Consider the following 20230-nt stretch of genomic DNA (forward strand, 5'->3'; position numbering starts at 1 on the left):
AGGGATTTTGCTCCGCTTGGTGGCCGGCCCAAGCTCAAGTAATATCCCGCTACGCCGGCGCAAGCCGGCCCTGAACCTGGAGGAAACATGAAGCAAAACAGTCTGTTGCGCGTCGCGCGTGTGTCTACGCTCGTCGCAGCCGCAGCGGCATCCCTGCTTGGCGTCACGAGCGCGCAGGCCGCTGGGATTCCGAACAAAACCCTCGTCTACTGCTCGGAAGGCAGTCCCGCGGGTTTCGATCCGGCCCAATACACGACGGGCGTCGACTTCACGGCCAACACGTTCACCGTCTATAACCGCCTCGTCGAATTCGAGCGCGGCGGCACCAAGGTCGAGCCCGGCCTCGCCGAGAAGTGGGACGTGTCGCCCGATGGCAAGACCTACACGTTCCATCTGCGCCACGGCGTGAAGTTCCAGACCACCTCGTTCTTCAAGCCGACGCGCGAATTCAACGCGGACGACGTGGTGTTCTCGTTCCAGCGCATGCTCGACCCGAACCAGCCGTTCCGCAAGGCGTATCCGGTGCAGTTCCCGTACTTCACCGACATGGGCCTCGACAAGCTGATCACGAGCGTCGAGAAGGTCGACCCGTACACGGTCAAGTTCACGCTGAAGGAAGTCAACGCGCCGTTCATCCAGAATCTGGCGATGGAATACGCGTCGATCCTGTCGGCCGAATATGCGGATCAGCTGCTGAAGGCAGGCAAGGCCGCCGATATCAATCAGTTCCCGGTCGGCACCGGTCCGTTCATCTTCCGCAGCTACACGAAGGACGCGACGATCCGCTTCGACGGCAATCCGGAATACTGGAAGCCGAACGCGGTGAAGATCTCGAAGCTGATCTTCTCGATCACGCCGGACGCCGGCGTGCGCGTGCAGAAGATCAAGCGCGACGAATGCCAGGTGATGAGCTATCCGCGCCCGGCCGATATCGCGCCGCTGAAGGCCGAGCCGAACATCGACATGCCGTCGCAGCCGGGCTTCAACCTCGGCTACCTCGCGTACAACGTGACGCACAAGCCGGTCGACAAGCTCGAAGTGCGTCAGGCGCTCGACATGGCGATCAACAAGAAGGCGATCATCGACTCGGTCTACCAGGGCGCGGGCCAGCTCGCGACGAACCCGATGCCGCCGACGCAATGGTCGTTCGTCAAGAACCTGCCGGCCGCCTCGTACGATTCGGCCAAGGCGAAGGATCTGCTCGCGAAGGCCGGCTACCCGAACGGCTTCGACATCACGCTGTGGGCGATGCCCGTGCAGCGCGCGTACAACCCGAACGCGCGCCTGATGGCGGAAATGATCCAGGCGGACTGGGCGAAGATCGGCGTGAAGGCGAAGATCGTCACGTACGAGTGGGGTGAGTACATCAAGCGCGCGCACGCGGGCGAACAGGACTCGATGCTGATCGGCTGGACCGGCGACAACGGCGATCCGGACAACTGGCTCGGCACGCTGCTCGGCTGCGAGGCGATCAACGGCAACAACTTCTCGAAGTGGTGCTACAAGCCGTTCGACGAGCTGATCCAGAAGGGCCGCACGACCTCGGACGTGGCGACGCGCACGAAGATCTACGGCGACGCGCAGCATATCTTCGCGCAGCAACTGCCGTTCTCGCCGGTCGCCCACTCGACCGTCTATCAGCCGGTCAGCAAGAAGGTGGTCGACATGCGCATCGAACCGCTTGGCTACGCGCGCTTCGACGGCGTCAGCATCAAGTAATTCGTAAAGTTCGCACAGTACGCCGCAGTAGAGTACGCTTTCGCACGGTTAGAAAACTGGTCGAAATGGTCCGGCGACCGGGGTCACGAGCCCTCGTCGCCGGTTGCGTTTTTTCATCACCAGTACCATAGGAGCGAACCATGTTCCGCTTCGTTTTGCGCCGCATCGGCATGGTGATACCGACGTTCATCGGCATCACCATCCTCGCGTTCGCGCTGATTCACCTGATCCCGGGCGACCCCATCGAAGTGATGATGGGCGAGCGCGGCGTCGATCCGGCCATGCACGCGGCCGCGATGCACCGCCTCGGGCTCGACGAGCCCCTGCCAATCCAGTACTTCCACTACATCGGCCGCGCCCTGCACGGCAACCTCGGCACCTCGATCATCACCAACACCAGCGTGATGGGCGAATTCCTCGCGCGCTTTCCCGCCACGGTCGAACTGTCGTTCTGCGCAATGCTGTTCGCGCTGATCGTCGGCCTGCCGGCGGGCGTGTTCGCGGCGCTGAGGCGCGGCACGGTGGTCGATCACGGCGTGATGGGCACCGCGCTGACCGGCTACTCGATGCCGATCTTCTGGTGGGGCTTGATCCTCATCATGGTGTTCTCGGTCAAGCTCGGCTTGACGCCGGTGTCGGGCCGCATCGCGGTCGAATACGACATTCCGCACGTGACCGGCTTCATGCTGATCGACTCGCTGATGTCCACCGACGAAGGCGCGTTCACGTCCGCGCTCAGTCACCTGATCCTCCCCGCGATCGTGCTCGGCACGATTCCGCTCGCGGTCGTCGCGCGCATGACGCGCTCGTCGATGCTCGAAGTGCTGCGCGAGGACTACATCCGCACCGCGCGCGCGAAGGGGCTGTCGCCGGGACGCGTGATCGTCGTGCATGCGCTGCGCAATGCGCTGATTCCGGTCGTCACCGTGATTGGTTTGCAGGTCGGCACACTGCTTGCGGGCGCGGTGCTGACCGAAACGCTGTTTTCATGGCCGGGCATCGGCAAATGGCTGATCGATGCGATCGGCCGGCGCGATTATCCGGTCGTGCAGGGCGGTATCCTGCTGATCGCGACGCTGGTGATCGTCGTGAACCTCGTCGTCGATCTGTTGTACGGCGTGCTCAACCCGCGCATTCGCCATACGAGGTAATCACGACCATGGCTGACATTCAAAACACCGTCCCCCAGGCGGTCACCCCACCGAGCGGCCGCGCCATCGCGGCACGCGAATTCTGGGCGAACTTCTCGCGCAACCGCGGCGCGGTCGGCGCGGGCATCATCGTGCTGGTGCTGATCTTCATCGCGATCTTCGCGCCGCTGATCGCACCGCATAGCCCGATCGAGCAGTATCGCGACTCCGTGAAGATTCCGCCCGCGTGGCTCGACGGCGGCAACTGGAAGTTCATTCTCGGCACCGACGAAGCGGGCCGCGACATCCTCTCGCGTCTGATGTACGGCGCGCGGTTGTCGTTCTGGATCGGCTTCGTGTCGGTGGTGCTCGCGCTGATTCCGGGCATCGTGCTCGGGCTCATCGCCGCGTTCTTCGAGAAATGGGCCGACACGCCGATCATGCGCATCATGGACGTGCTGCTCGCGCTGCCGTCGCTGCTGCTCGCGGTCGCGGTGGTCGCGATCATCGGTCCGGGTCTCGTCAACACGATGCTCGCGATCGCGATCGTCGCGCTGCCGGGCTATGTGCGTCTGACGCGCGCGTCCGCGCAAGGCGAATTGCAGAAGGAGTACGTAACCGCCTCGCGCGTTGCCGGTGCGGGCACGTTGCGGCTGATGTTCTCGCAGGTGCTGCCGAACTGCACCGCGCCGCTGATCGTGCAGGCCACTCTAGGCTTTTCGTCGGCGATTCTCGATGCCGCCGCACTCGGCTTCCTCGGCCTCGGCGTGCAGCCGCCGTCGGCGGAGTGGGGCGCGATGCTCGCGTCGGCGCGCGATTACATCGACAGCGCATGGTGGATCGTCACGATGCCTGGCCTGTCCATCCTGATCTCGGTGCTTGCGATCAACCTGCTCGGCGACGGGCTGCGCGACGCGCTCGACCCCAAACTGAAACGGATGGCCTGAACATGAGCAATCTACTGACCATCCGCAACCTCGCGGTCAACTTCGGCGGCCTTCCCGCGGTCGATCGCATCAATCTGGACGTCGCACCGGGCGAAGTGCTCGGCGTGGTCGGCGAATCGGGCTCGGGCAAGAGCGTGACGATGATGGCGCTGATGGGCCTGATCGACGCGCCCGGCAAGGTCACCGCCGACGAAATCACGTTCGACGGCAAGAACCTGCTGAACGCCTCCGCGAAGGAACGCCGCAAGATCATCGGCAAGGACATCGCGATGGTGTTCCAGGACGCGCTGACGAGCCTGAACCCGAGCTACACGGTCGGCTATCAGATCAAGGAAGTGCTGAAGCTGCACGAAGGCTTGCGCGGCAGCGCGCTGGACAAACGCGCACTCGAACTGCTCGACCAGGTCGGCATTCCGGATGCGAAGAACCGCATCGGCGCGTTTCCGCATCAGATGTCAGGCGGCATGAACCAGCGCGTGATGATCGCGATGGCGATCGCCTGCAACCCGAAACTGCTGATCGCCGACGAGCCGACCACCGCGCTCGACGTGACGATCCAGGCGCAGATCATGGAACTGCTGATGCGCCTGCAGAAGGAACGCGGCATGGCGCTCGTGCTGATTTCTCACGATCTGGCGGTGGTGTCCGAGGTCGCGCAGCGCGTCGCCGTGATGTACGCGGGCGAGGTGATCGAGACGAACAAGGTGCCCGACATCTTTGCCGCGCCTCATCATCCGTACACGGAAGCGCTGCTGGCCGCGATTCCCGAGCACAACGTGGGCGCGGTGCGGCTCGCGGCGCTACCGGGCATGGTGCCGGGCCGCGACGACCGGCCCAAGGGCTGCCTGTTCGCGCCGCGCTGCAAGTACGTGGTCGACGACTGCATGAAGGCGCGCCCCGCGCTCGCTGCGCTGCCCGCTCACCCCGAGTTCACGCGCGTGCGCTGCATCAAACCGCTGAACCTCGAGAAGGACGCCAACGTTCACACGCAAGGAGGCGCCCGATGAGCGCAGTACCCGAAACCCGTCGCCAGTCGGATCGTACTGGCGATCACGTGCTCGTCGCCGATCAGCTCGCACGCTACTACGACGTCAAGCGCGGCATGTTCGCGCACGGCACGGTGAAGGCGCTGAACGGCGTGTCGTTCGCGCTCGAACGCGGCAAGACGCTGGCGGTGGTCGGCGAGTCCGGCTGCGGCAAGTCGACGCTCGCACGTCAGCTGACGATGATCGAAACGCCGAGCGCGGGCCGCCTGCTGATCGATGGCGAGGACGTGGCCGGCGCGAGTCGCGAGAAGATCGCCGCGCTAAGGCGGCGCGTGCAGATGGTGTTCCAGAACCCGTTTGCGTCGCTCAATCCGCGCAAGACCGTCGAGCAAACGCTAGGCGAACCGCTCGCGATCAACACGCAGATGAGCGCGACCGAGCGCACCGCGCGCATCGCGCAGATGATGCGCACGGTCGGCCTGCGGCCCGAGCACGCGAAGCGCTATCCGCACATGTTCTCCGGCGGCCAGCGCCAGCGGGTCGCGATCGCGCGCGCGATGATCCTCGATCCGCAGATCGTCGTCGCCGACGAACCGGTCTCAGCGCTCGACGTGTCGATCCAGGCGCAGATCCTGAACCTGTTCATGGACCTGCAGGACGAGTTCAAGACGAGCTACGTGTTCATCTCGCACAACCTGTCGGTGGTCGAGCATATCGCCGACGACGTGATGGTCATGTACTTCGGCGGCGTCGCCGAGCTCGGCGACAAGAAGCGCATCTTCTCGCACCCGCGCCATCCGTACACTCGCGCGCTGATGTCGGCGACCCCGTCGATCTTCGAGGCGGACCGCACGATCAAGATCAAGCTGCAAGGCGAAATGCCGTCGCCGCTGAATCCGCCGTCGGGCTGCACGTTCCATCAGCGCTGCCCGTACGTGATCGATCGTTGCCGCAGTGAGGTGCCGAAGCTGCGTGAAGTGGATGGGCGCCTCGTCTCGTGTCACCGCGCCGAAGAGGTGGGGGACGTGGATGCCTGATGGGGTGGCGGCGCGTCGTGTTGCGCGCCGCTTGTGTGAGGGCGGCGGGATAGCCGCCTTCGCGCGGCGCCGCGGGGCGCGTGCGTCGGGAGGCGCCGCGCCCTGCGGCGCATTTGCTGGAAGCTTCTTCAGCGAGTTTTTTCGCACGTTTTTCCGCGCGTTTGTCGATGCGCTCGCGCGCCGCCTTGTTCTCCGTATTTCTTCCCGCGTCGTTGTCCGTTTTTTTGCGCGTAGGCTGCGCGCTGTCGGTCGGCGCGGCCGTGCCCGGCATCGCTGACGCGGCCGGCGCGGCGGCGAATACGCCAGCACCGGCGGCGCAGGCGGCCCGACCGGCGGTTACGGTGCCGGCCACGCCACCGCCGTCGATTGCGCCGCCCCCGGTTCCTGGCACCACCGCGAGCGGACCGGTGCGTCAGCAACCGGCGCGCATGCCGTTCTATGTCGCGACACGCGGCAATATCACCATCTATGTGCTCGGCACGCTGCACGTCGGCGATCCGGCCGACTATCCGGCGGCGCAGCCGTTCCGCGCGCCGATCCTCGCGGCGCTCGCCGCGTCGCCGACACTCGCGCTCGAACTGTCGCCCGACGAACTGCTGGTGTCGCAGGACGACGTCTCCAAGTACGGCGTGTGCAAGCACGACTGCCTGCCGGGCCTGCTGCCCGAGCCGCTGTGGCACAAGCTCGCGCTGCGGCTGCGCGGCAACCCAGCCGCGCTCGATGCGATCAAGAAGATGCGGCCGTGGCTTGCGTCGCTGGTCGTCGAGACCTACGACTCGCTGTCAGCGGGTCTGCAAACTGAGTACGGTACCGAAGCGCAATTGCAGAACGTGTATCTCAAGACGCGCGGCAAGATCGTCGGACTCGAAACGCTCGCACAGCAGATGCGTTCGTTCACCGGACTGTCGGCCGCGCAGCAGCGTGAGATGCTCGCACAGGACCTGGTGCAGACGCCGGCGCAGAACGTCCAGGACGTGCGCACGCTGCATCGGCTATGGCAGGTCGGAGATGCCGACGCGATCGCCGCGTGGCAGGCCGCCAAATCGGAGAAGCTCGCGCGCGATCCCCGCATCTCCGATTCGATCGACAACCGGATCGTCTACGAGCGCAATCGCCGCTTCGTCGCGAAGATGCTGCAGCTCGCCGCGCCGAACAAGCCGCTGTTCGTCGCGATCGGCGCGCTCCATCTGGGTGGACCGAAGGGCGTGCTGCAGCTGTTGCGGCAGCACGGCTTCGTGGTGGAGGCGGGGTGAGCGACGCAAGACCGCTCGCGTCTTTTCACGCGCCGCTTCTCTGAGCGACGCGCTTGTCAGCAGCGCTACAGAAACATCAAGAAATTGAGCAGAAAAATATTGATCACCAGCAGCGTCAACGCCGTCGGAATCTGCGCCTTGATCACCGCATTCTTGTCGGGTAATTCGAGCAGCGCGACCGGCACCATGTTGAAGTTCGCGGCCATCGGCGTCATCAGCGTGCCGCAGTAGCCGGAGAACATGCCGATCGCGGCCATCACGGCCGGGTTGCCGTGGAATACACCGACGAGGATCGGCACCCCGACGCCGCCCGTCATCACCGGAAACGCCGCGAAGCCGTTGCCCATCACCATCGTGAACAACGCCATGCCGATGCAGTACACGGCCACCGCGACGAAGCGGTAGTCGAGGCTGATATACGACGTGGTCACGTGCGCGACCGCCTTGCCGACGCCCGCGTCCGAGAACACGAGGCCGAGCATGCCGAGCATCTGCGGCAGCACCGCGGCCCACGACAGCGCATCGACGAGGCGGCGCGCCTCCTTCATCGACTGACCGACCGTGTCGCGCGTGATCACGCAGGCGATCGCGAGCGCAATCACGCAGCCGATGCCGAAGCCGATCAGCGTGACGTTGGCCTTCTCGATCAGCGGCACGCCGCCGAACACGAGATGGCTTGCCGCGAGCGTGATGATCACGGTGACGACCGGAATCGTCAGCGCGGGCACGAACAGCTTGTTGCGCAGACGCGCGGCGCTCGCTTGACGCGCTTCGAGCGACAGCGTCTTCGGCTTGCCCGCGGTGACGCCGCCGAAGCCCGCGATCAGCGCCATCGCGATCACCGCGACGCCGACCACGGCCGGCGGCAGCCGGTCGCCGATCAGGAAGATCAGCGCGTAAAGAATCCAGAAGCCGCCCGCGGTGAAGCGGCGCGGATGCTGGCGGTCCGTAACAATCATGCCGCCGACGATCAGCAGCACGATGCCGAGCAACCAGAACAGATAGGTGATCGTGAAGGTCATGCTTCGTCTCCGGTAGCACGCGTGGCCGACGACGGTTTCGATTTGACAGTCGCTTTCGCGCTCGAAGTACCGCCCGACACCTTGCCGCGCAATTCACGCTCGAGCCACCGGTCGAGCAGCCAGAGCCGGAAGCCATGCACGATGAACGCGCTGATTGCGGTCGGAATGCCCCACACCGCAACGTGAATCGGCTCCACGACGATGCCCGCTTCCTTCAGGAAGGTCGTCATCAGCACGATCGCGCCGAACGCGACGAAGATGTCCTCACCGAAAAAGAGCCCGACGTTGTCGGTTGCGGCCGAGAACGCGCGCAGCCGGAAGCGCACCGCGTCGCTGATCTTGCCGAAGCGGTTCTCGGTCGCGCCCTCGGCCATCGGCGCGATCAGCGGACGCACCATCTGCGGATGGCCGCCGAGCCCGGTCAGGCCGACCGCGGCGGTCAGCTCGCGCACGGCCAGATAGACGATCAACAGACGCCCGGCGGTCGCCGCCTTGATGCCGCTGATCCATGCCTGCGCACGCTCGCGCAGGCCATGTCGTTCGAGCAGGCCGATCACCGCGAGCGGCAACAGGATGATCAGCGGGATGTTGCGCGTCTTGATGAAGCCGGTGCCGATCAGCGCGAGGATTTTTTCCGGCGGGAAATGCGCGGCGAAACCGGTGATGATCGCGGCCACGGCCACGATCAGCATCGGATTGAAGCGCAACAGAAAGCCAACGATGATGACGGCCACACCGATGAGCGGCCATAGACTGACGGTTGTCTGCATCAGGGTCTCCAAAGAGGTTATGCAACTTCGCCGCGGGTGGCGGCTGACGTGAACCGGCGCATGCGGCCCATGCGCCGGCGTGCTGCCGCGGCTCTGCGGCCGCGTCGAACTCTCTTTACCTGCCCCGCGGATGCGCGTGCGTCGGCATCGGCGGGCTTGCAGCGGGCATCACCGCGCGCGGTGTGCACGGTGGCGATGCGAACGCTCAGACGCGCGCAACGCCCGCCGGGCGCACTTCGATGCCGGCGTCGGCGAGCGCGGCGCGAATGCGTCGCGCGAACGCGAGCGCGTGCGGGCCGTCGCCGTGCAGGCAGATGGTTTGCGCCTTCAGCGGCACCCACTGTCCGTCGACGGCCTTCACGCGTTGCTCGCGGATCATCGTAAGCGTGCGCGCGAGCACTTCGTCCTCGTCCTCGAGCAGCGCGCCCGGCTCCTTGCGCGGCACCAGCGAGCCGTCGGCGCGATAACCGCGGTCGGCGAACACTTCCTCGATCGCGGTCAGGCCCGCGTTGCGCGCGGCACTGACGAGCCCGCTGTTGGCGAGCGCGAACACCGCCACCGACGGATCGAAGTCGTGCACCGCGGAGACGATCGCGTCGGCGATCTTCGCATCGCGCGCGGCCTGGTTGTACAGCGCGCCGTGCGGCTTCACATGCGCGATGCGTCCGCCCTCGGCCTGCGCGATCGCCGACAGCGCGCCGAGCTGATACAGCACGCCCGCGTAGATCTCGCCCGCCGGCAGATCCATTTCCTTGCGGCCGAAATTCTCCGGATCGTTGAAGCTCGGATGCGCGCCGATCGACACGCCTTTCTGCACGGCCCAGCGCACGCAGTCGCGCATCGCGTTGGGCCCGCCCGCATGCCAGCCGCATGCGATGTTGGCCGAGCTCACGAGGTCGAGCAGCGCCTCGTCGGAGCCGCAGCCTTCGCCGAGATCGGCGTTCAGATCGATTTCCATGGGGATTCCTTTTCTCACCGTTACAGCGCCGCGAGCGCCGCCTGGCGCGTGCAACGCTCTTCATGCATCGCGATCGCGGCATCGATCTGCCGCAGATACGTGCGCTCTTCCAGCAAAGCCTGGCGCGCCTCGTAGGGCGTCGTCGGGATGAAACGGACCGCCGCGTTCAGGCGCACCTGCGCGAGCTTCCACAGATCGGCCTGGATCACCGCGCCGATCTTCGGATAGCCGCCGGTGGTCTGCGCGTCGCTCATCAGCACGATCGGCTGACCGTTCGGCGGCACCTGGATCGTGCCGGGCAGCACAGCGTGCGACAGCAGATCGGTCTTGTGCGTGCGTTTGAGTTCCGTGCCGGCGAGGCGGTAGCCCATGCGGTTGCTGTTCGGCGTGACGAGCCACTCGTCGGACCAGAACGACTGCTGCGCATCCGTGGTGAAGCTGTCGTATTCGGGGCCGCGCAGCACGCGGATCGGTACCGCCCACGGCACGCCCGACGGATGCCGGCCGCGCCGCAGCGGCTCGGGGACGAGCACGAATTTGCACCATGTGGGCGCCTTCACGCCGAACGCGGGCGCTTCCGGCGCGAAGCCGAGATGGCCGCGCTGCGGCGGCGCGCCGACCGGCAGACGGTCGCCATCGTTGAGCGCGCGGCCGCCGAGTCCGCCGAAACGACCGGCGAGATCGGTGCTGCGCGAGCCGAGCATCGGCAGTACGTCGATGCCGCCCGCCACGCACACATAACCGCGCATGCCGCGCTTCGCCGCGTTCAGCACGAGTTCCTGGCCGGCCTGCACGGGCAGGCTCCACCATGAAAAGACCGGCTTGCCGTCGAGCGTCGAGCCGAAGTCGGGGCCGGCGATCGCGACGCGCGTTGCGCGCAGAAAGCGCAGCACGGTCGGGCCGAAGGTGATTTCGAGGCCGGCCGCATCGGGGCGATTGCCGACCAGCCGGTTGCCGACTTCGAGCGACAACCGGTCGAGCGCACCACTCATCGCGATACCGAGATGCCGGTAGCCGTGGCGGCCGAGGTCCTGGATCGTGGTCTGGAGACCCGCGCGGATCACGTCGATCATGCGTGCATCCCCGCGATCGTGAAGCGCACCCGGTCGCCGGGCTGCAGCAGGGTGGGCGGGCGGCGCGCCGGGTCGAACAGCGGCACCTCGGTGCGGCCGATCAGCTGCCAGCCGCCCGGCGACACCGCCGGATAGATGCCGGTCTGCTCGCCGCCGATGCCGACCGAGCCCGCCGGCACTTCGAGCCGTGGCGACGCGCGGCGCGGCGTGTGCAGCGCCGCGTCGAGCCCACCCATATAGGCGAAGCCGGGCTGAAAGCCGAGAAAGAACACCACGTAGGCGCCGCCCGCATGACGCTCGACGACCTCTCGCGCGCTCAAGCCCGTATGTTCGGCGACCGCCTGCAGATCGGGGCCGAATGCGCCGCCGTACTGCACCGGAATTTCGACGTCGCGTGTTGGCGCGGCGGCTTCTTCCGCTGCGTTCCAGGCCGACAGCAACTGCTTGCCGAGCGCGTCGGCGTCGGTCGCGAGCGGGTCGAACACGAGCGTCAGATTGTTCATGCCGGGCACCACTTCGAGCACCTGCGGCCAGTCGCGCGCGGCTTCAGCGGCGGCCCACACGCGCTGCTGGCACGACAGTGTGGCCGGCGGGGGCGCTTCGCAGACGAGCGCGCTATCGCCGAGCGGAAAGATTCGTGGTTGGCTCATGAGTGGGCGGCCCGGATCGAGTCGGAAAATAAGCCGGCCAGCGCGGTACGTTGGCGCATATCCGGCATGGAGTCGGCGACGTTTCGAGCGTACATTATCAATAAAATATTGACGATTTATCAATAAGCGTTTCTGCCAGGCTCGTCGGCGACGGGGCATCGTCGTACACTTGCGACACTTTTCCCTCCCAATTCGTCACGGGAACCTCGTATGACGCGTCATCCCACCAAGATCGTTTCGTCTGAACACCTCGTCTCCGAGAGCAGCGCGGAGCTGTCCGAGCTCGAATACGCGCTGATCATGGCGGGCAATGCGTTCAACCGCTGGATGGTGCGCTGCATGTCGGCGGCCGGCGACAAGGACATGACCGCGATCGAGGTGTCGCTGCTGCACCACGTGAGCCATCGCGAGCGCCGCAAGAAGCTCGCGGACATCTGCTTCGTGCTGAACATCGAAGACACGCACGTCGCGACTTACGCGTTGAAAAAGCTCGTAGCTAGAGGGTACGTAAAAAGCGAAAAGACCGGCAAGGAAGTGTTTTTTTCCGCAACCGAAGCGGGCCGCGAGCTATGCCTGAAGTATCGTGAGGTGCGTGAGAACTGCCTGATCTCGACGCTCAAGGAAAGCGGCCTGACCAACCAGCAGATCGGCGAGGCCGCGCAGTTGATGCGCAATGCGTCGGGGCTGTACGACACGGCGGCGCGCGCGGCCGCTTCGCTATAACGACGAAATAGCGCGCAAACGTCGCGCGTCACACGCCGCGCATCGCGCGTTCAGTCCGGCAGCGCCGGATGAAACCCCGCTTCGGTCACGATCAGATCGAGCGGAATGTCGTGCGCCTCACGCTCCAGCGTGTCGGTGCGGCATGCTTCGTACGCGATGCCGACCGTGATCGGCTTGTGCGCGGCCGGCCAGCCGGCCAGCGTGCGGTCGTAATAGCCGCCGCCGTAGCCGAGGCGATAGCCGTCCGAGTCGAAACCCACGCAGGGCACGAACAGCAGCTCGGGCAGCACGACGCGCCCCGAAGTGGGCTCGGCAATCTTGTGATGGCCGATTTTCATCGGCGTCGCGGGCGTCCACGCATGGAATTCGAGTGCCATGCCACGTTCTTTAATGATTGGCAGACTGGCTTCGTGATGCGAATCCGCGGCGAGCCAGATCCCGATCGCGCCGCGCGCGTCGAACTCGCCGACGAGCGGCCAGTAGAATCCGGCGCTGCGTACCGCGTAGTGTTTCAGCGCGTCGAGCATTCGACGCCCGAGCGCAGCATTCTTCGACGGCTCGGAAGCCGCTTGCAGACGGCTTTCCAGCAACATCCGGCGCAGCGCCTTTTTGGTTGCGGGGACAGGGTTGCATGCTATGCTTGGGTCCAATTCGCGCTCCAGAAACAACGATGTCAAAACGCCTTTTTCGAGTATATCGCGCGGCCGGTATCGCGCTGGCCGCAGCGGCACTCGTGGCCTGCAGTACTGCCTCGGCCGTCAAGCCTCTCCCGATCTCCCAACTCACGAACGACGACCAGATTTTCGTCCAGCTTCGCGAAGCCGCGCGCACTAACGACGCAGCGCGCGCAGCCCAGCTCGCGAGCATGATCCCGAATTATCCGGCGCCCTCGTATCTGGAGTACTTCCAGATCAAGCCGCAGCTGTTCGATTCGACCGGCCATGCGCGCATCGACGCACCGGACGCGCCCGTGCTCGCGTTCCTGCAGAAGTACGACGGCCAGGCGATCGCCGATCGCATGCGCAACGACTATCTGACCGTGCTCGGTACGCGCCATGACTGGCGCAACTTCGACCAGCAGTACGCGAAGTTCGTGCTCGACGACGACACTCAGGTCAAGTGCTACGCGCTCGAATCGCGCGCGTCGCGCGGCGAGAACGTCGCGGACGCGGCGCGCGCGCTGCTCGTCGAGCCGAAGTGGTACGGCGACGGCTGCGTCGATCTGATCACGGTGCTCGGCGTGAACCGCCAGTTCAGCGCCGACGACATCTGGGCGCAAATCCGTCTCGCGTACGAGCAGAACTACACGAGCACCGGCAGCAAGCTCGTCGACGCGCTCGGCGACCCGCCGCCCGACCCGGTGCTGTTCGGCCAGGCGGTCGATACGCCGCCGCTCTTGCTCGCGCGCAGCGTCGGAGCGGATGCGCAATCGCATCAGCTGGCGCTGCTCGCGATCACGCGCATGGCGCGCAACGATCCGGCCATGGCCGCGGCAACGTTCGCATCGGTCGCGCCGTCGCTGAATTCGCCGGAGCGCGCGATCGGCTGGGGCACGATCGGCTATCAGGGCGCGCTCAAGCAGATGCCTGCCGCAGTCGACTGGTTCCGGCTGTCGGCGAACGCACCGCTATCGAATCCCGCGTATGAATGGCGCACGCGCAGCGCGCTGCTCGCCGGCGACTGGAACATGGTGCGGTGGTCGATCGAGCAGATGCCCGAATCGCTGCGCAAGCAGCCGTCGTGGGTGTACTGGCACGCACGCGCGCTGAAGCAGGCCGGCGACACGGCCACGGCCAACCAGGAGTTCCAGTCGATCGCGTCGAACTTCAACTTCTACGGCCAGCTTGCGCTCGAAGAGCTCGGCCAGAACATCACCGTGCCGCCGAAAACCACGGTCACCGATGCCGAAGTGCAGCAGGCCGGCACCACGCCGGGCTTCGATCTGGCGCAGCGCTTCTATGCGCTGAATCTGCGGCTCGAAGGCAATCGCGAGTGGAACTGGCCGCTGCGCGGCATGACCGACCGGCAACTGCTGGCGGCCGCCGAGTACGCGCGCCGCATCGAGCTGTACGACCGCACCGTCAACACTGCGGACCGCACGAAGAGCGAGCATGATTTTTCGCTGCGCTATCTATCGCCGTTCCGCAACATCGTCGAGCAGGACGCGCAGTCGAGCGGGCTCGACGTCGAGTGGGCGTACGGGCTGATTCGCCAGGAGTCGCGCTTCATCATCAACGCGCGCTCGGATGTCGGCGCGGGCGGACTGATGCAGCTGATGCCCGCCACCGCGCAACTGGTCGCGAAGAAAATCGGTCTGGGCCCGCTCTCGCGCGAGCAGATGAACGACATCAACACCAATATCCTGCTCGGCACGAACTACCTGGCGATGATCTACAATCAGTTCGACGGGTCCGCCGTGCTGGCCACCGCTGGCTACAACGCAGGTCCGGGCCGTCCGCGCAACTGGCGGCAGTCGCTGCAGCGCCCGGTCGAAGGCGCGGTGTTCGCCGAGGCGATTCCGTTCCAGGAAACTCGCGACTACGTTAAGAATGTGCTGTCCAACACGGTCTACTACGCGGCATTGTTTGAAGGCCGTCCGCAATCGCTGAAGGCGCGCCTAGGTTACATCGCACCGTAAGCGCCTTGCCGCCGCAATCTCGTTTCGAGGTTGCGGCGCGCTTCGCCAGCCGTTGCCGCGGCTTCCATCAGGGAGTCGAAAAATGCGACATCAAGCTATCGCGGTCATCGGCGGCTCCGGGTTCATCGGCAGCTACCTCGTCAACTCGCTCGTCGAAATGGGCAAGGATGTGCGCGTCGCCACGCGGCGACGCTACAACGCGCGCCATCTGACCATGCTGCCGATCGACGTGCTCGAAACCGACGTGTTCGATCCGGTGCAGCTCGCGCGCTTCGTCGAAGGCGCGGATTGCGTGATCAACCTCGTCGGTATCCTGAACGGCAAACGCGGCAAGCCTTATGGACGGGAGTTCGCGCATGCGCACGTCGAGTTGCCGACGCGAATCGTCGCCGCCTGCGAAGGCAAGGGTGTTCATCGGCTGATTCATCTGAGCGCGCTCGGCGCCAATCCGAGCGGCCCGAGCATGTATGCGCGCTCGAAGGGTGACGGCGAGAAGGCGGTGCATGCGGCGAATGTCGCGTGGACGATCTTCCGGCCGTCCGTCGTGTTCGGTCCCGAGGACGCGTTTCTGAACAAGTTCGCGTTTTTGCAGCGCGTGTTTCCGGCCATCCCGCTCGCGATGCCGGACGCGCAATTCCAGCCGGTCTATGTCGGCGACGTCGCGAAGGCGATCGTCAACGTGCTCGATATGGATGGCGCGGGCGGCCGCACCTACGAGCTCGGCGGCCCGACCGTCTATACGCTCGAAGACCTGGTGTCGTATTGTGGCGACGTGATCGGCAAGCATGCGCGCATCATCCGTCTGCCCGAGCCGCTCGCGCGGCTGCAGGCGCTGAGCTTCGAATTGGCGCCGGGCGAACCGGTGATTTCGCGCGACAATCTCGATTCGATGAAGGTCGCCAATATTCTGAGCGGGCCGCTCGCGCCGGAGCTCGGACTCGAACCGGTCAGCATCGAAGCGATCGTGCCGACGTATCTGACCGGCGCGGCCTCGGGTTCGCGACTCGACACGTTCCGCGCCAGCGCGGGGCGCTGAAACCTTTTTCCCATTCCCTGATAACAAGCATGAAACTGCTGATTGGTGACAAGAACTATTCGTCGTGGTCGATGCGTCCGTGGCTGCTGCTCACGCACTTCGGCATTCCGTTCGACGAGGAACTGATCCTGCTCAACGAAGCGGACACGAATGCGAAGATCCGCGCTCAGGCACCGCGCGGACCGGGCAAGGTGCCGTGCCTGATCGACGACGCGGGGCAGGCCGTGTGGGATTCGCTCGCGATCGCCGAAACGCTCGCCGAGCGCTTTGCCCAACACGCGCTGTGGCCGCGTGAGGCGGCGGCGCGCGCACATGCGCGCAGCGTCAGCGCCGAGATGCATTCGGGCTTCGGCGAATTGCGCTCGAAGATGTGGATGAACATCCGTGCGTCGTTCCCGGGCAAGAACGCGACGCCGGGCGCGCTCGCCGACATCGCGCGGATCGAGACGATCTGGCGCGACTGCCTCGACACCTACGGCGGTCCGTTCCTGTTCGGCGAATTCGGCATTGCCGACGCGATGTACGCGCCGGTCGCAATGCGCTTCAACACGTGGAAGCCGGCGTTGTCGGAGACCTCGGTCGCCTATGTCGAGCGGCTTACCAAGCTGCCCGCGGTCAACGCATGGATCGATGCCTCGCGCCGTGAAACGCACGCGATCGCCTATCAAGACGAATGCCCATGAATATCTATGCAGTAGGTGGCGCGGTCCGCGACGAGCTGCTCGGCGTACCGGTGCAGGACCGCGACTATGTGGTGGTGGGCGCGACGCCCGAGCAGATGGTCGCGCAGGGCTATCGGCCGGTGGGCAAGGACTTTCCGGTATTCCTGCATCCGCAGACGCACGAGGAGTACGCGCTCGCGCGCACCGAGCGCAAGACGGCGGCCGGTTATCACGGCTTCCAGTTTTTTTATGCGCCCGACGTGACGCTCGAAGAAGACCTCGCGCGCCGCGATCTGACGATCAACGCGATGGCGCGCGAGGTGCGCCCGGACGGTGCGCTGACCGGCCCCGTCATCGATCCGTTCAACGGCCAGGCTGACTTGCAAGCGCGGCTCTTTCGCCATGTCAGCGATGCGTTCCTCGAAGATCCGGTGCGGATTCTGCGCATCGCGCGTTTCGCGGCGCGCTTCGTCGATTTCACGGTCGCGCCGGAAACGCTGGCGCTGATGCGCGAGATGGTCGCCGACGGTGAAGCCGATGCACTGGTGGCCGAGCGCGTGTGGCAGGAAGTATCGCGCGGACTGATGGAGAAGAAGCCGTCGCGGATGTTCGACGTGCTGCGCGACTGCGGCGCGCTCGCGCGGATTCTGCCGGAGATCGATGCGTTGTTCGGCGTGCCGCAGCGCGCCGACTATCACCCCGAAGTCGATACCGGTGTTCACGTGATGATGGTGCTGGACCATGCCGCGCAGCAGGGCTACACGCTGCCGGTGCGCTTCGCGGCGCTGACGCACGACCTCGGCAAGGCGACCACGCCCGAGGAGCAACTGCCGCGGCACATCGGCCACGAGGGCCGCAGCGTCGATCTGCTGAAGCCGCTGTGCGAGCGGCTGCGCGTGCCAAATGAATGCCGCGATCTGGCGATGCTGGTCGCGCGCGAGCACGGCAACATTCATCGCGTGATGGAGATGGGGGCGGCGGCACTGGTGCGCCTGCTCGAGCGCAGCGACGCGATCAGGAAGCCGGCGCGCTTCGCCGAGGCGCTGCAGGCCTGCGAGTCCGATGCGCGCGGGCGGCTCGGCCTCGAGATGAGCGAGTACCCGCAGGCCGAGCGGCTGAGGGTGGCGCTGGTGGCCGCGCGAGGCGTGGATGCGGGAGCGGTGGCCAAGCGGCTCGCCGATGCACCGGCCGGCATCAAGGACGCCGTGCATGAGGAGCGGGTGCGCGCGGTGCAAGCGGCGCTTGCCTGAAGCGGTGCTAACGTGAAGCTGCGCGCGGTGCCTATAACACCCGCGCCAACAGCGACAACAGAATCGACAGCACCAGCGTCGACATGAACGGAAACGGATACTCGCGGCCGAACAGCCGCAAGGTCACGTCGCCGGGCATCCGGCCGATGCCGAGCTTCCGCAGCCACGGCCAGCACGACGACAGCACCGCGACGGCGACGAAGGTAGTCAACAGCCAGCGAATCATCGCGAGTCCTCGAACCGGAGCGGTTTCACAATCACAGCGTATGCGAGCGGTCGCCGCTCGAAAAGGCGCGCAACGTACCGTCGAGTCCGCGTGAAAACGCGATCACCTTGAAGAGTTCGCCCATCTCCGCCTCGGACAGCAGCTTCTGTACCGCGTTGGCCGCGGGCAGAAAACGCCTGGTGTCGGCGGGATCGATTTCGCCGAGCACCTCGGTGACGCCCGCGTTCAGCAGGAAGCGCGCTTGCGAAGTGAAGCCGAGCAGATCCGCGCCGGTGTCGACGCCCGCCTCGGCGATGCCAGTGAATTCGACGTGCGCGGTGATGTCCTGCAGACCGGGGTACAGGAACGGGTCGCCGTGCGCGCGATGCCGGTAGTGGCACATCAGCGTGCCCTGCGCGCGCTGGTCGTGGTAGTACTCGTGGCGCGGAAAGCCGTAGTCGATCAGCAAGATCGCGCCGCGCGCGAGCATCGTGCAGATGGTGCGCGTGAAAGCGCGGGCGGCTTCGTGCGTTTCGGTCACGTAGCCGTCGCCGGCGTTCTCGCGATCAGTATCGATTTCGGTCAGCAGCGCGCGGTCCGCGGCGGCGGCGACGGGGCGGTCGTCGAATGCGAATGCGCCGTCGCGCCAGACCACGCCGCGCTCGTGCCAGACACCGCCGTTTTGCGCGAAGAGCCGCACCGGCATCGCATCGAGCACCTCATTGCCGATCACCACGCCTTCGAAGCGCTCCGGCAATGCGTCGAGCCAGCGCACTTTGGCGAGCAGCGCGGGCGCGGCCGCCGCGATCGTTTCGCGCTGCCGCTCGCGCAGCTCACCCGACAGATCGACGATCGAATAGCTGTCGAATTCGGCGCCGAGGGTGTCGAGCGCATTGAGCAGCCCAGCGGCGAGCTTGCCGGTGCCGGCGCCGAACTCCATCACCTCGCGCGTGCCGCTCGCCTCCAACGCTTCCGCGACCGGGCGCGCGAGCGTCGCGGCGAACAGCGGTGACAATTCCGGCGCGGTGGCGAAGTCGCTGCCATCGTCGGCGCGCAGGCCGAATTTGCGTGCACCGCCGCTGTAGTAGCCGAGCCCCGGCGCGTACAAAGCGCGCTCCATGTAGCGGTCGAACGACAGCCAGCCGCCGGCCGCTTCGAGCTGCGCGCGGATCTCGGCGACGAGCGCGTCGGACTGCGCGAGCGCGCTCGGGCCGGGAGCAGGTAAACTATCGGGTTGGTGAGCTTTCGGATTCATCCCCGCATTGTAAATGACCGTTTCTCCGGACATCGCTGCCCGCGCGGCCGAAGCGCCGACTGAACCGCCCCGTGTCGTGCTGATTACCGGCGCCGCGCGCCGCATCGGGCGCGCGCTCGCGCTCGGCTTTGCCGCACGCGGCTGGGACGTGGCCGTGCACTATGGCGCCTCGCGTGAGGACGCCGACGAAGTGGTCGCGCAGATCGTCGCGCTGGGCCGCCGCGCGGTCGCGCTGCACGCCGAGCTCGGCGACGAGGCGCAGGTCGCGCGGCTGCTGCCGGACTGTGCCGCGGCGCTCGGGCGGCCGTCGTGCATCGTCAACAACGCGTCTCGCTTCGAGGAAGACACGGCGCGCGACGTCGGCTACGACCTGCTGCTGAAGCTGACCGCGATGAACGTCGGCGCCCCGCTGGTGCTCGCGCGCATGCTTTACGACGCGACGACCGATGCCGCGTTGCGCGACGAAAGCCAGCGCAGCGTGGTCATCAATGTGCTGGATCAGAAGCTGTACAACATGAACCCGGACTATCTGTCGTACACGCTGTCGAAGGCGGCGCTGCAGACCGCGACGGTCGCGCTCGCCCAGGCGCTCGCGCCGAAGGTCCGGGTGGTCGGGCTCGCGCCTGGCCTGACCATGCAATCGGGCGACCAGACCCAGCACGGGTTCGAGGCCGCCCACCGTATGACGCCTCTCGGCCGTGCGTCGCGGCCCGAGGATATCGTCGCCGCTGCGCTGTATCTCGCGGATGCAGCCGGCGTCACCGGAACGACGCTGGTGGTCGACGGCGGGCAGCATCTCGTGCCGCTGCCGCGCGACGTAATGTTTTTGACGGGCGCCTGATACGTGCGGGCGGCCGGCCTTGCCGAGGCGGCCGTCGCGTGCGACGAAGTGTCCCTTTGCGTGCCCCGCACGCTT

20 protein-coding genes are annotated in these 20230 nt (G+C 66.0%); 12 read left to right on the forward strand and 8 right to left on the reverse strand.

Translation table 11 applies throughout. The features are described from left to right. Positions 1-87 precede the first annotated feature (87 nt). From QFZ91_RS15820 to QFZ91_RS15845, 6 genes are all read left to right on the forward strand, one after another. Positions 88-1719 carry an ABC transporter substrate-binding protein gene (locus tag QFZ91_RS15820; RefSeq protein WP_429567774.1) on the forward strand — a complete coding sequence of 544 codons (1632 nt, stop codon included), beginning with the start codon at positions 88-90 and terminating at the stop codon, positions 1717-1719. Positions 1720-1859: 140 nt separating this feature from the next. After that, positions 1860-2870 carry an ABC transporter permease subunit gene (locus QFZ91_RS15825; RefSeq protein WP_176110037.1) on the forward strand — a complete coding sequence of 337 codons (1011 nt, stop codon included), beginning with the start codon at positions 1860-1862 and terminating at the stop codon, positions 2868-2870. 8 nt (positions 2871-2878) lie between these two features. Beyond that, positions 2879-3796, forward strand: a complete 918-nt coding sequence (locus QFZ91_RS15830; protein ID WP_176367735.1) for an ABC transporter permease subunit — start codon at positions 2879-2881, stop codon at positions 3794-3796. A 2-nt stretch (positions 3797-3798) separates the two neighbouring features. Beyond that, the gene (locus QFZ91_RS15835; protein WP_176124543.1) at positions 3799-4803 is read left to right on the forward strand and encodes an ABC transporter ATP-binding protein; all 1005 of its coding nucleotides are present in this window, start codon (positions 3799-3801) and stop codon (positions 4801-4803) included. After that, on the forward strand, positions 4800-5819 hold the full coding sequence (locus tag QFZ91_RS15840; RefSeq protein WP_429567775.1) for a peptide ABC transporter ATP-binding protein: 1020 nt from the start codon (positions 4800-4802) through the stop codon (positions 5817-5819). Before QFZ91_RS15835 ends, QFZ91_RS15840 begins: the two co-directional genes overlap by 4 nt. 167 nt (positions 5820-5986) lie before the next feature. Further along, positions 5987-7072, forward strand: a complete 1086-nt coding sequence (locus QFZ91_RS15845) for a TraB/GumN family protein (RefSeq protein ID WP_429567776.1) — start codon at positions 5987-5989, stop codon at positions 7070-7072. A gap of 65 nt (positions 7073-7137) precedes the next feature. On the opposite strand, the gene QFZ91_RS15850 is transcribed toward QFZ91_RS15845, so the two are convergent. The 5 genes from QFZ91_RS15850 to pxpB form a co-directional block, all read right to left on the reverse strand. Continuing rightward, a complete protein-coding gene (locus QFZ91_RS15850; protein ID WP_176110042.1) occupies positions 7138-8094 on the reverse strand; it encodes a DUF979 domain-containing protein in 957 nt (318 codons plus the stop codon). Then, positions 8091-8864 (reverse strand): DUF969 domain-containing protein, encoded by a 774-nt coding sequence (locus tag QFZ91_RS15855; protein ID WP_429567777.1) that lies wholly within the window; start codon positions 8862-8864, stop codon positions 8091-8093. Before QFZ91_RS15855 ends, QFZ91_RS15850 begins: the two co-directional genes overlap by 4 nt. A 205-nt stretch (positions 8865-9069) precedes the next feature. Further along, the gene (gene pxpA, locus QFZ91_RS15860; RefSeq protein ID WP_429567778.1) at positions 9070-9822 is read right to left on the reverse strand and encodes a 5-oxoprolinase subunit PxpA; all 753 of its coding nucleotides are present in this window, start codon (positions 9820-9822) and stop codon (positions 9070-9072) included. A 20-nt stretch (positions 9823-9842) separates the two neighbouring features. Continuing rightward, positions 9843-10895 carry a biotin-dependent carboxyltransferase family protein gene (locus QFZ91_RS15865; RefSeq protein ID WP_429567779.1) on the reverse strand — a complete coding sequence of 351 codons (1053 nt, stop codon included), beginning with the start codon at positions 10893-10895 and terminating at the stop codon, positions 9843-9845. After that, a complete protein-coding gene (pxpB, locus tag QFZ91_RS15870; RefSeq protein ID WP_429567780.1) occupies positions 10892-11545 on the reverse strand; it encodes a 5-oxoprolinase subunit PxpB in 654 nt (217 codons plus the stop codon). The genes QFZ91_RS15865 and pxpB overlap by 4 nt, the downstream gene beginning before the upstream one ends. Positions 11546-11755: 210 nt before the next feature. Here pxpB and QFZ91_RS15875 point away from each other — a divergent pair, with 210 nt between their 5' ends. Further along, complete coding sequence (locus QFZ91_RS15875) at positions 11756-12268, forward strand: winged helix DNA-binding protein (protein ID WP_018432558.1); 513 nt, start codon at positions 11756-11758, stop codon at positions 12266-12268. 50 nt (positions 12269-12318) lie between these two features. On the opposite strand, the gene QFZ91_RS15880 is transcribed toward QFZ91_RS15875, so the two are convergent. Further along, entirely contained in the window at positions 12319-12861 is a 543-nt protein-coding gene (locus QFZ91_RS15880) for a 5-formyltetrahydrofolate cyclo-ligase (RefSeq protein ID WP_429567781.1), read from the reverse strand. Between the two features lie 77 nt (positions 12862-12938). Between QFZ91_RS15880 and QFZ91_RS15885 the strand changes: the two genes are divergently transcribed. The 4 genes from QFZ91_RS15885 (at position 12939) to QFZ91_RS15900 (ending at position 17854) form a co-directional block, all read left to right on the forward strand. Continuing rightward, positions 12939-14906, forward strand: coding sequence for a transglycosylase SLT domain-containing protein (locus tag QFZ91_RS15885; protein WP_429567782.1), 1968 nt, complete (start codon positions 12939-12941; stop codon positions 14904-14906). An 82-nt stretch (positions 14907-14988) separates the two neighbouring features. Then, positions 14989-15942, forward strand: coding sequence for a complex I NDUFA9 subunit family protein (locus QFZ91_RS15890; protein ID WP_176380101.1), 954 nt, complete (start codon positions 14989-14991; stop codon positions 15940-15942). A gap of 29 nt (positions 15943-15971) precedes the next feature. Beyond that, a complete protein-coding gene (locus tag QFZ91_RS15895; RefSeq protein WP_429567783.1) occupies positions 15972-16625 on the forward strand; it encodes a glutathione S-transferase family protein in 654 nt (217 codons plus the stop codon). Further along, positions 16622-17854, forward strand: a complete 1233-nt coding sequence (locus QFZ91_RS15900; protein ID WP_368611249.1) for a multifunctional CCA addition/repair protein — start codon at positions 16622-16624, stop codon at positions 17852-17854. The genes QFZ91_RS15895 and QFZ91_RS15900 overlap by 4 nt, the downstream gene beginning before the upstream one ends. 31 nt (positions 17855-17885) lie before the next feature. Here the strand turns inward: QFZ91_RS15900 and QFZ91_RS15905 are convergent, their stop codons facing one another. Together QFZ91_RS15905 and QFZ91_RS15910 are read right to left on the reverse strand one after the other, a co-directional pair. Beyond that, positions 17886-18080 (reverse strand): DUF2905 domain-containing protein, encoded by a 195-nt coding sequence (locus QFZ91_RS15905; RefSeq protein ID WP_013090808.1) that lies wholly within the window; start codon positions 18078-18080, stop codon positions 17886-17888. Between the two features lie 31 nt (positions 18081-18111). Further along, complete coding sequence (locus QFZ91_RS15910; protein ID WP_429567784.1) at positions 18112-19314, reverse strand: class I SAM-dependent methyltransferase; 1203 nt, start codon at positions 19312-19314, stop codon at positions 18112-18114. A 13-nt stretch (positions 19315-19327) separates the two neighbouring features. On the opposite strand from QFZ91_RS15910, the gene QFZ91_RS15915 reads away from it, so the two are divergent. Then, positions 19328-20155, forward strand: a complete 828-nt coding sequence (locus tag QFZ91_RS15915) for an SDR family oxidoreductase (RefSeq protein WP_429567785.1) — start codon at positions 19328-19330, stop codon at positions 20153-20155. Positions 20156-20230: the final 75 nt, after the last annotated feature.

The sequence above is a fragment of the Paraburkholderia sp. JPY419 genome, assembly GCF_050435705.1.
In the GTDB taxonomy this organism is placed as follows: Bacteria; Pseudomonadota; Gammaproteobacteria; order Burkholderiales; family Burkholderiaceae; genus Paraburkholderia; species Paraburkholderia youngii.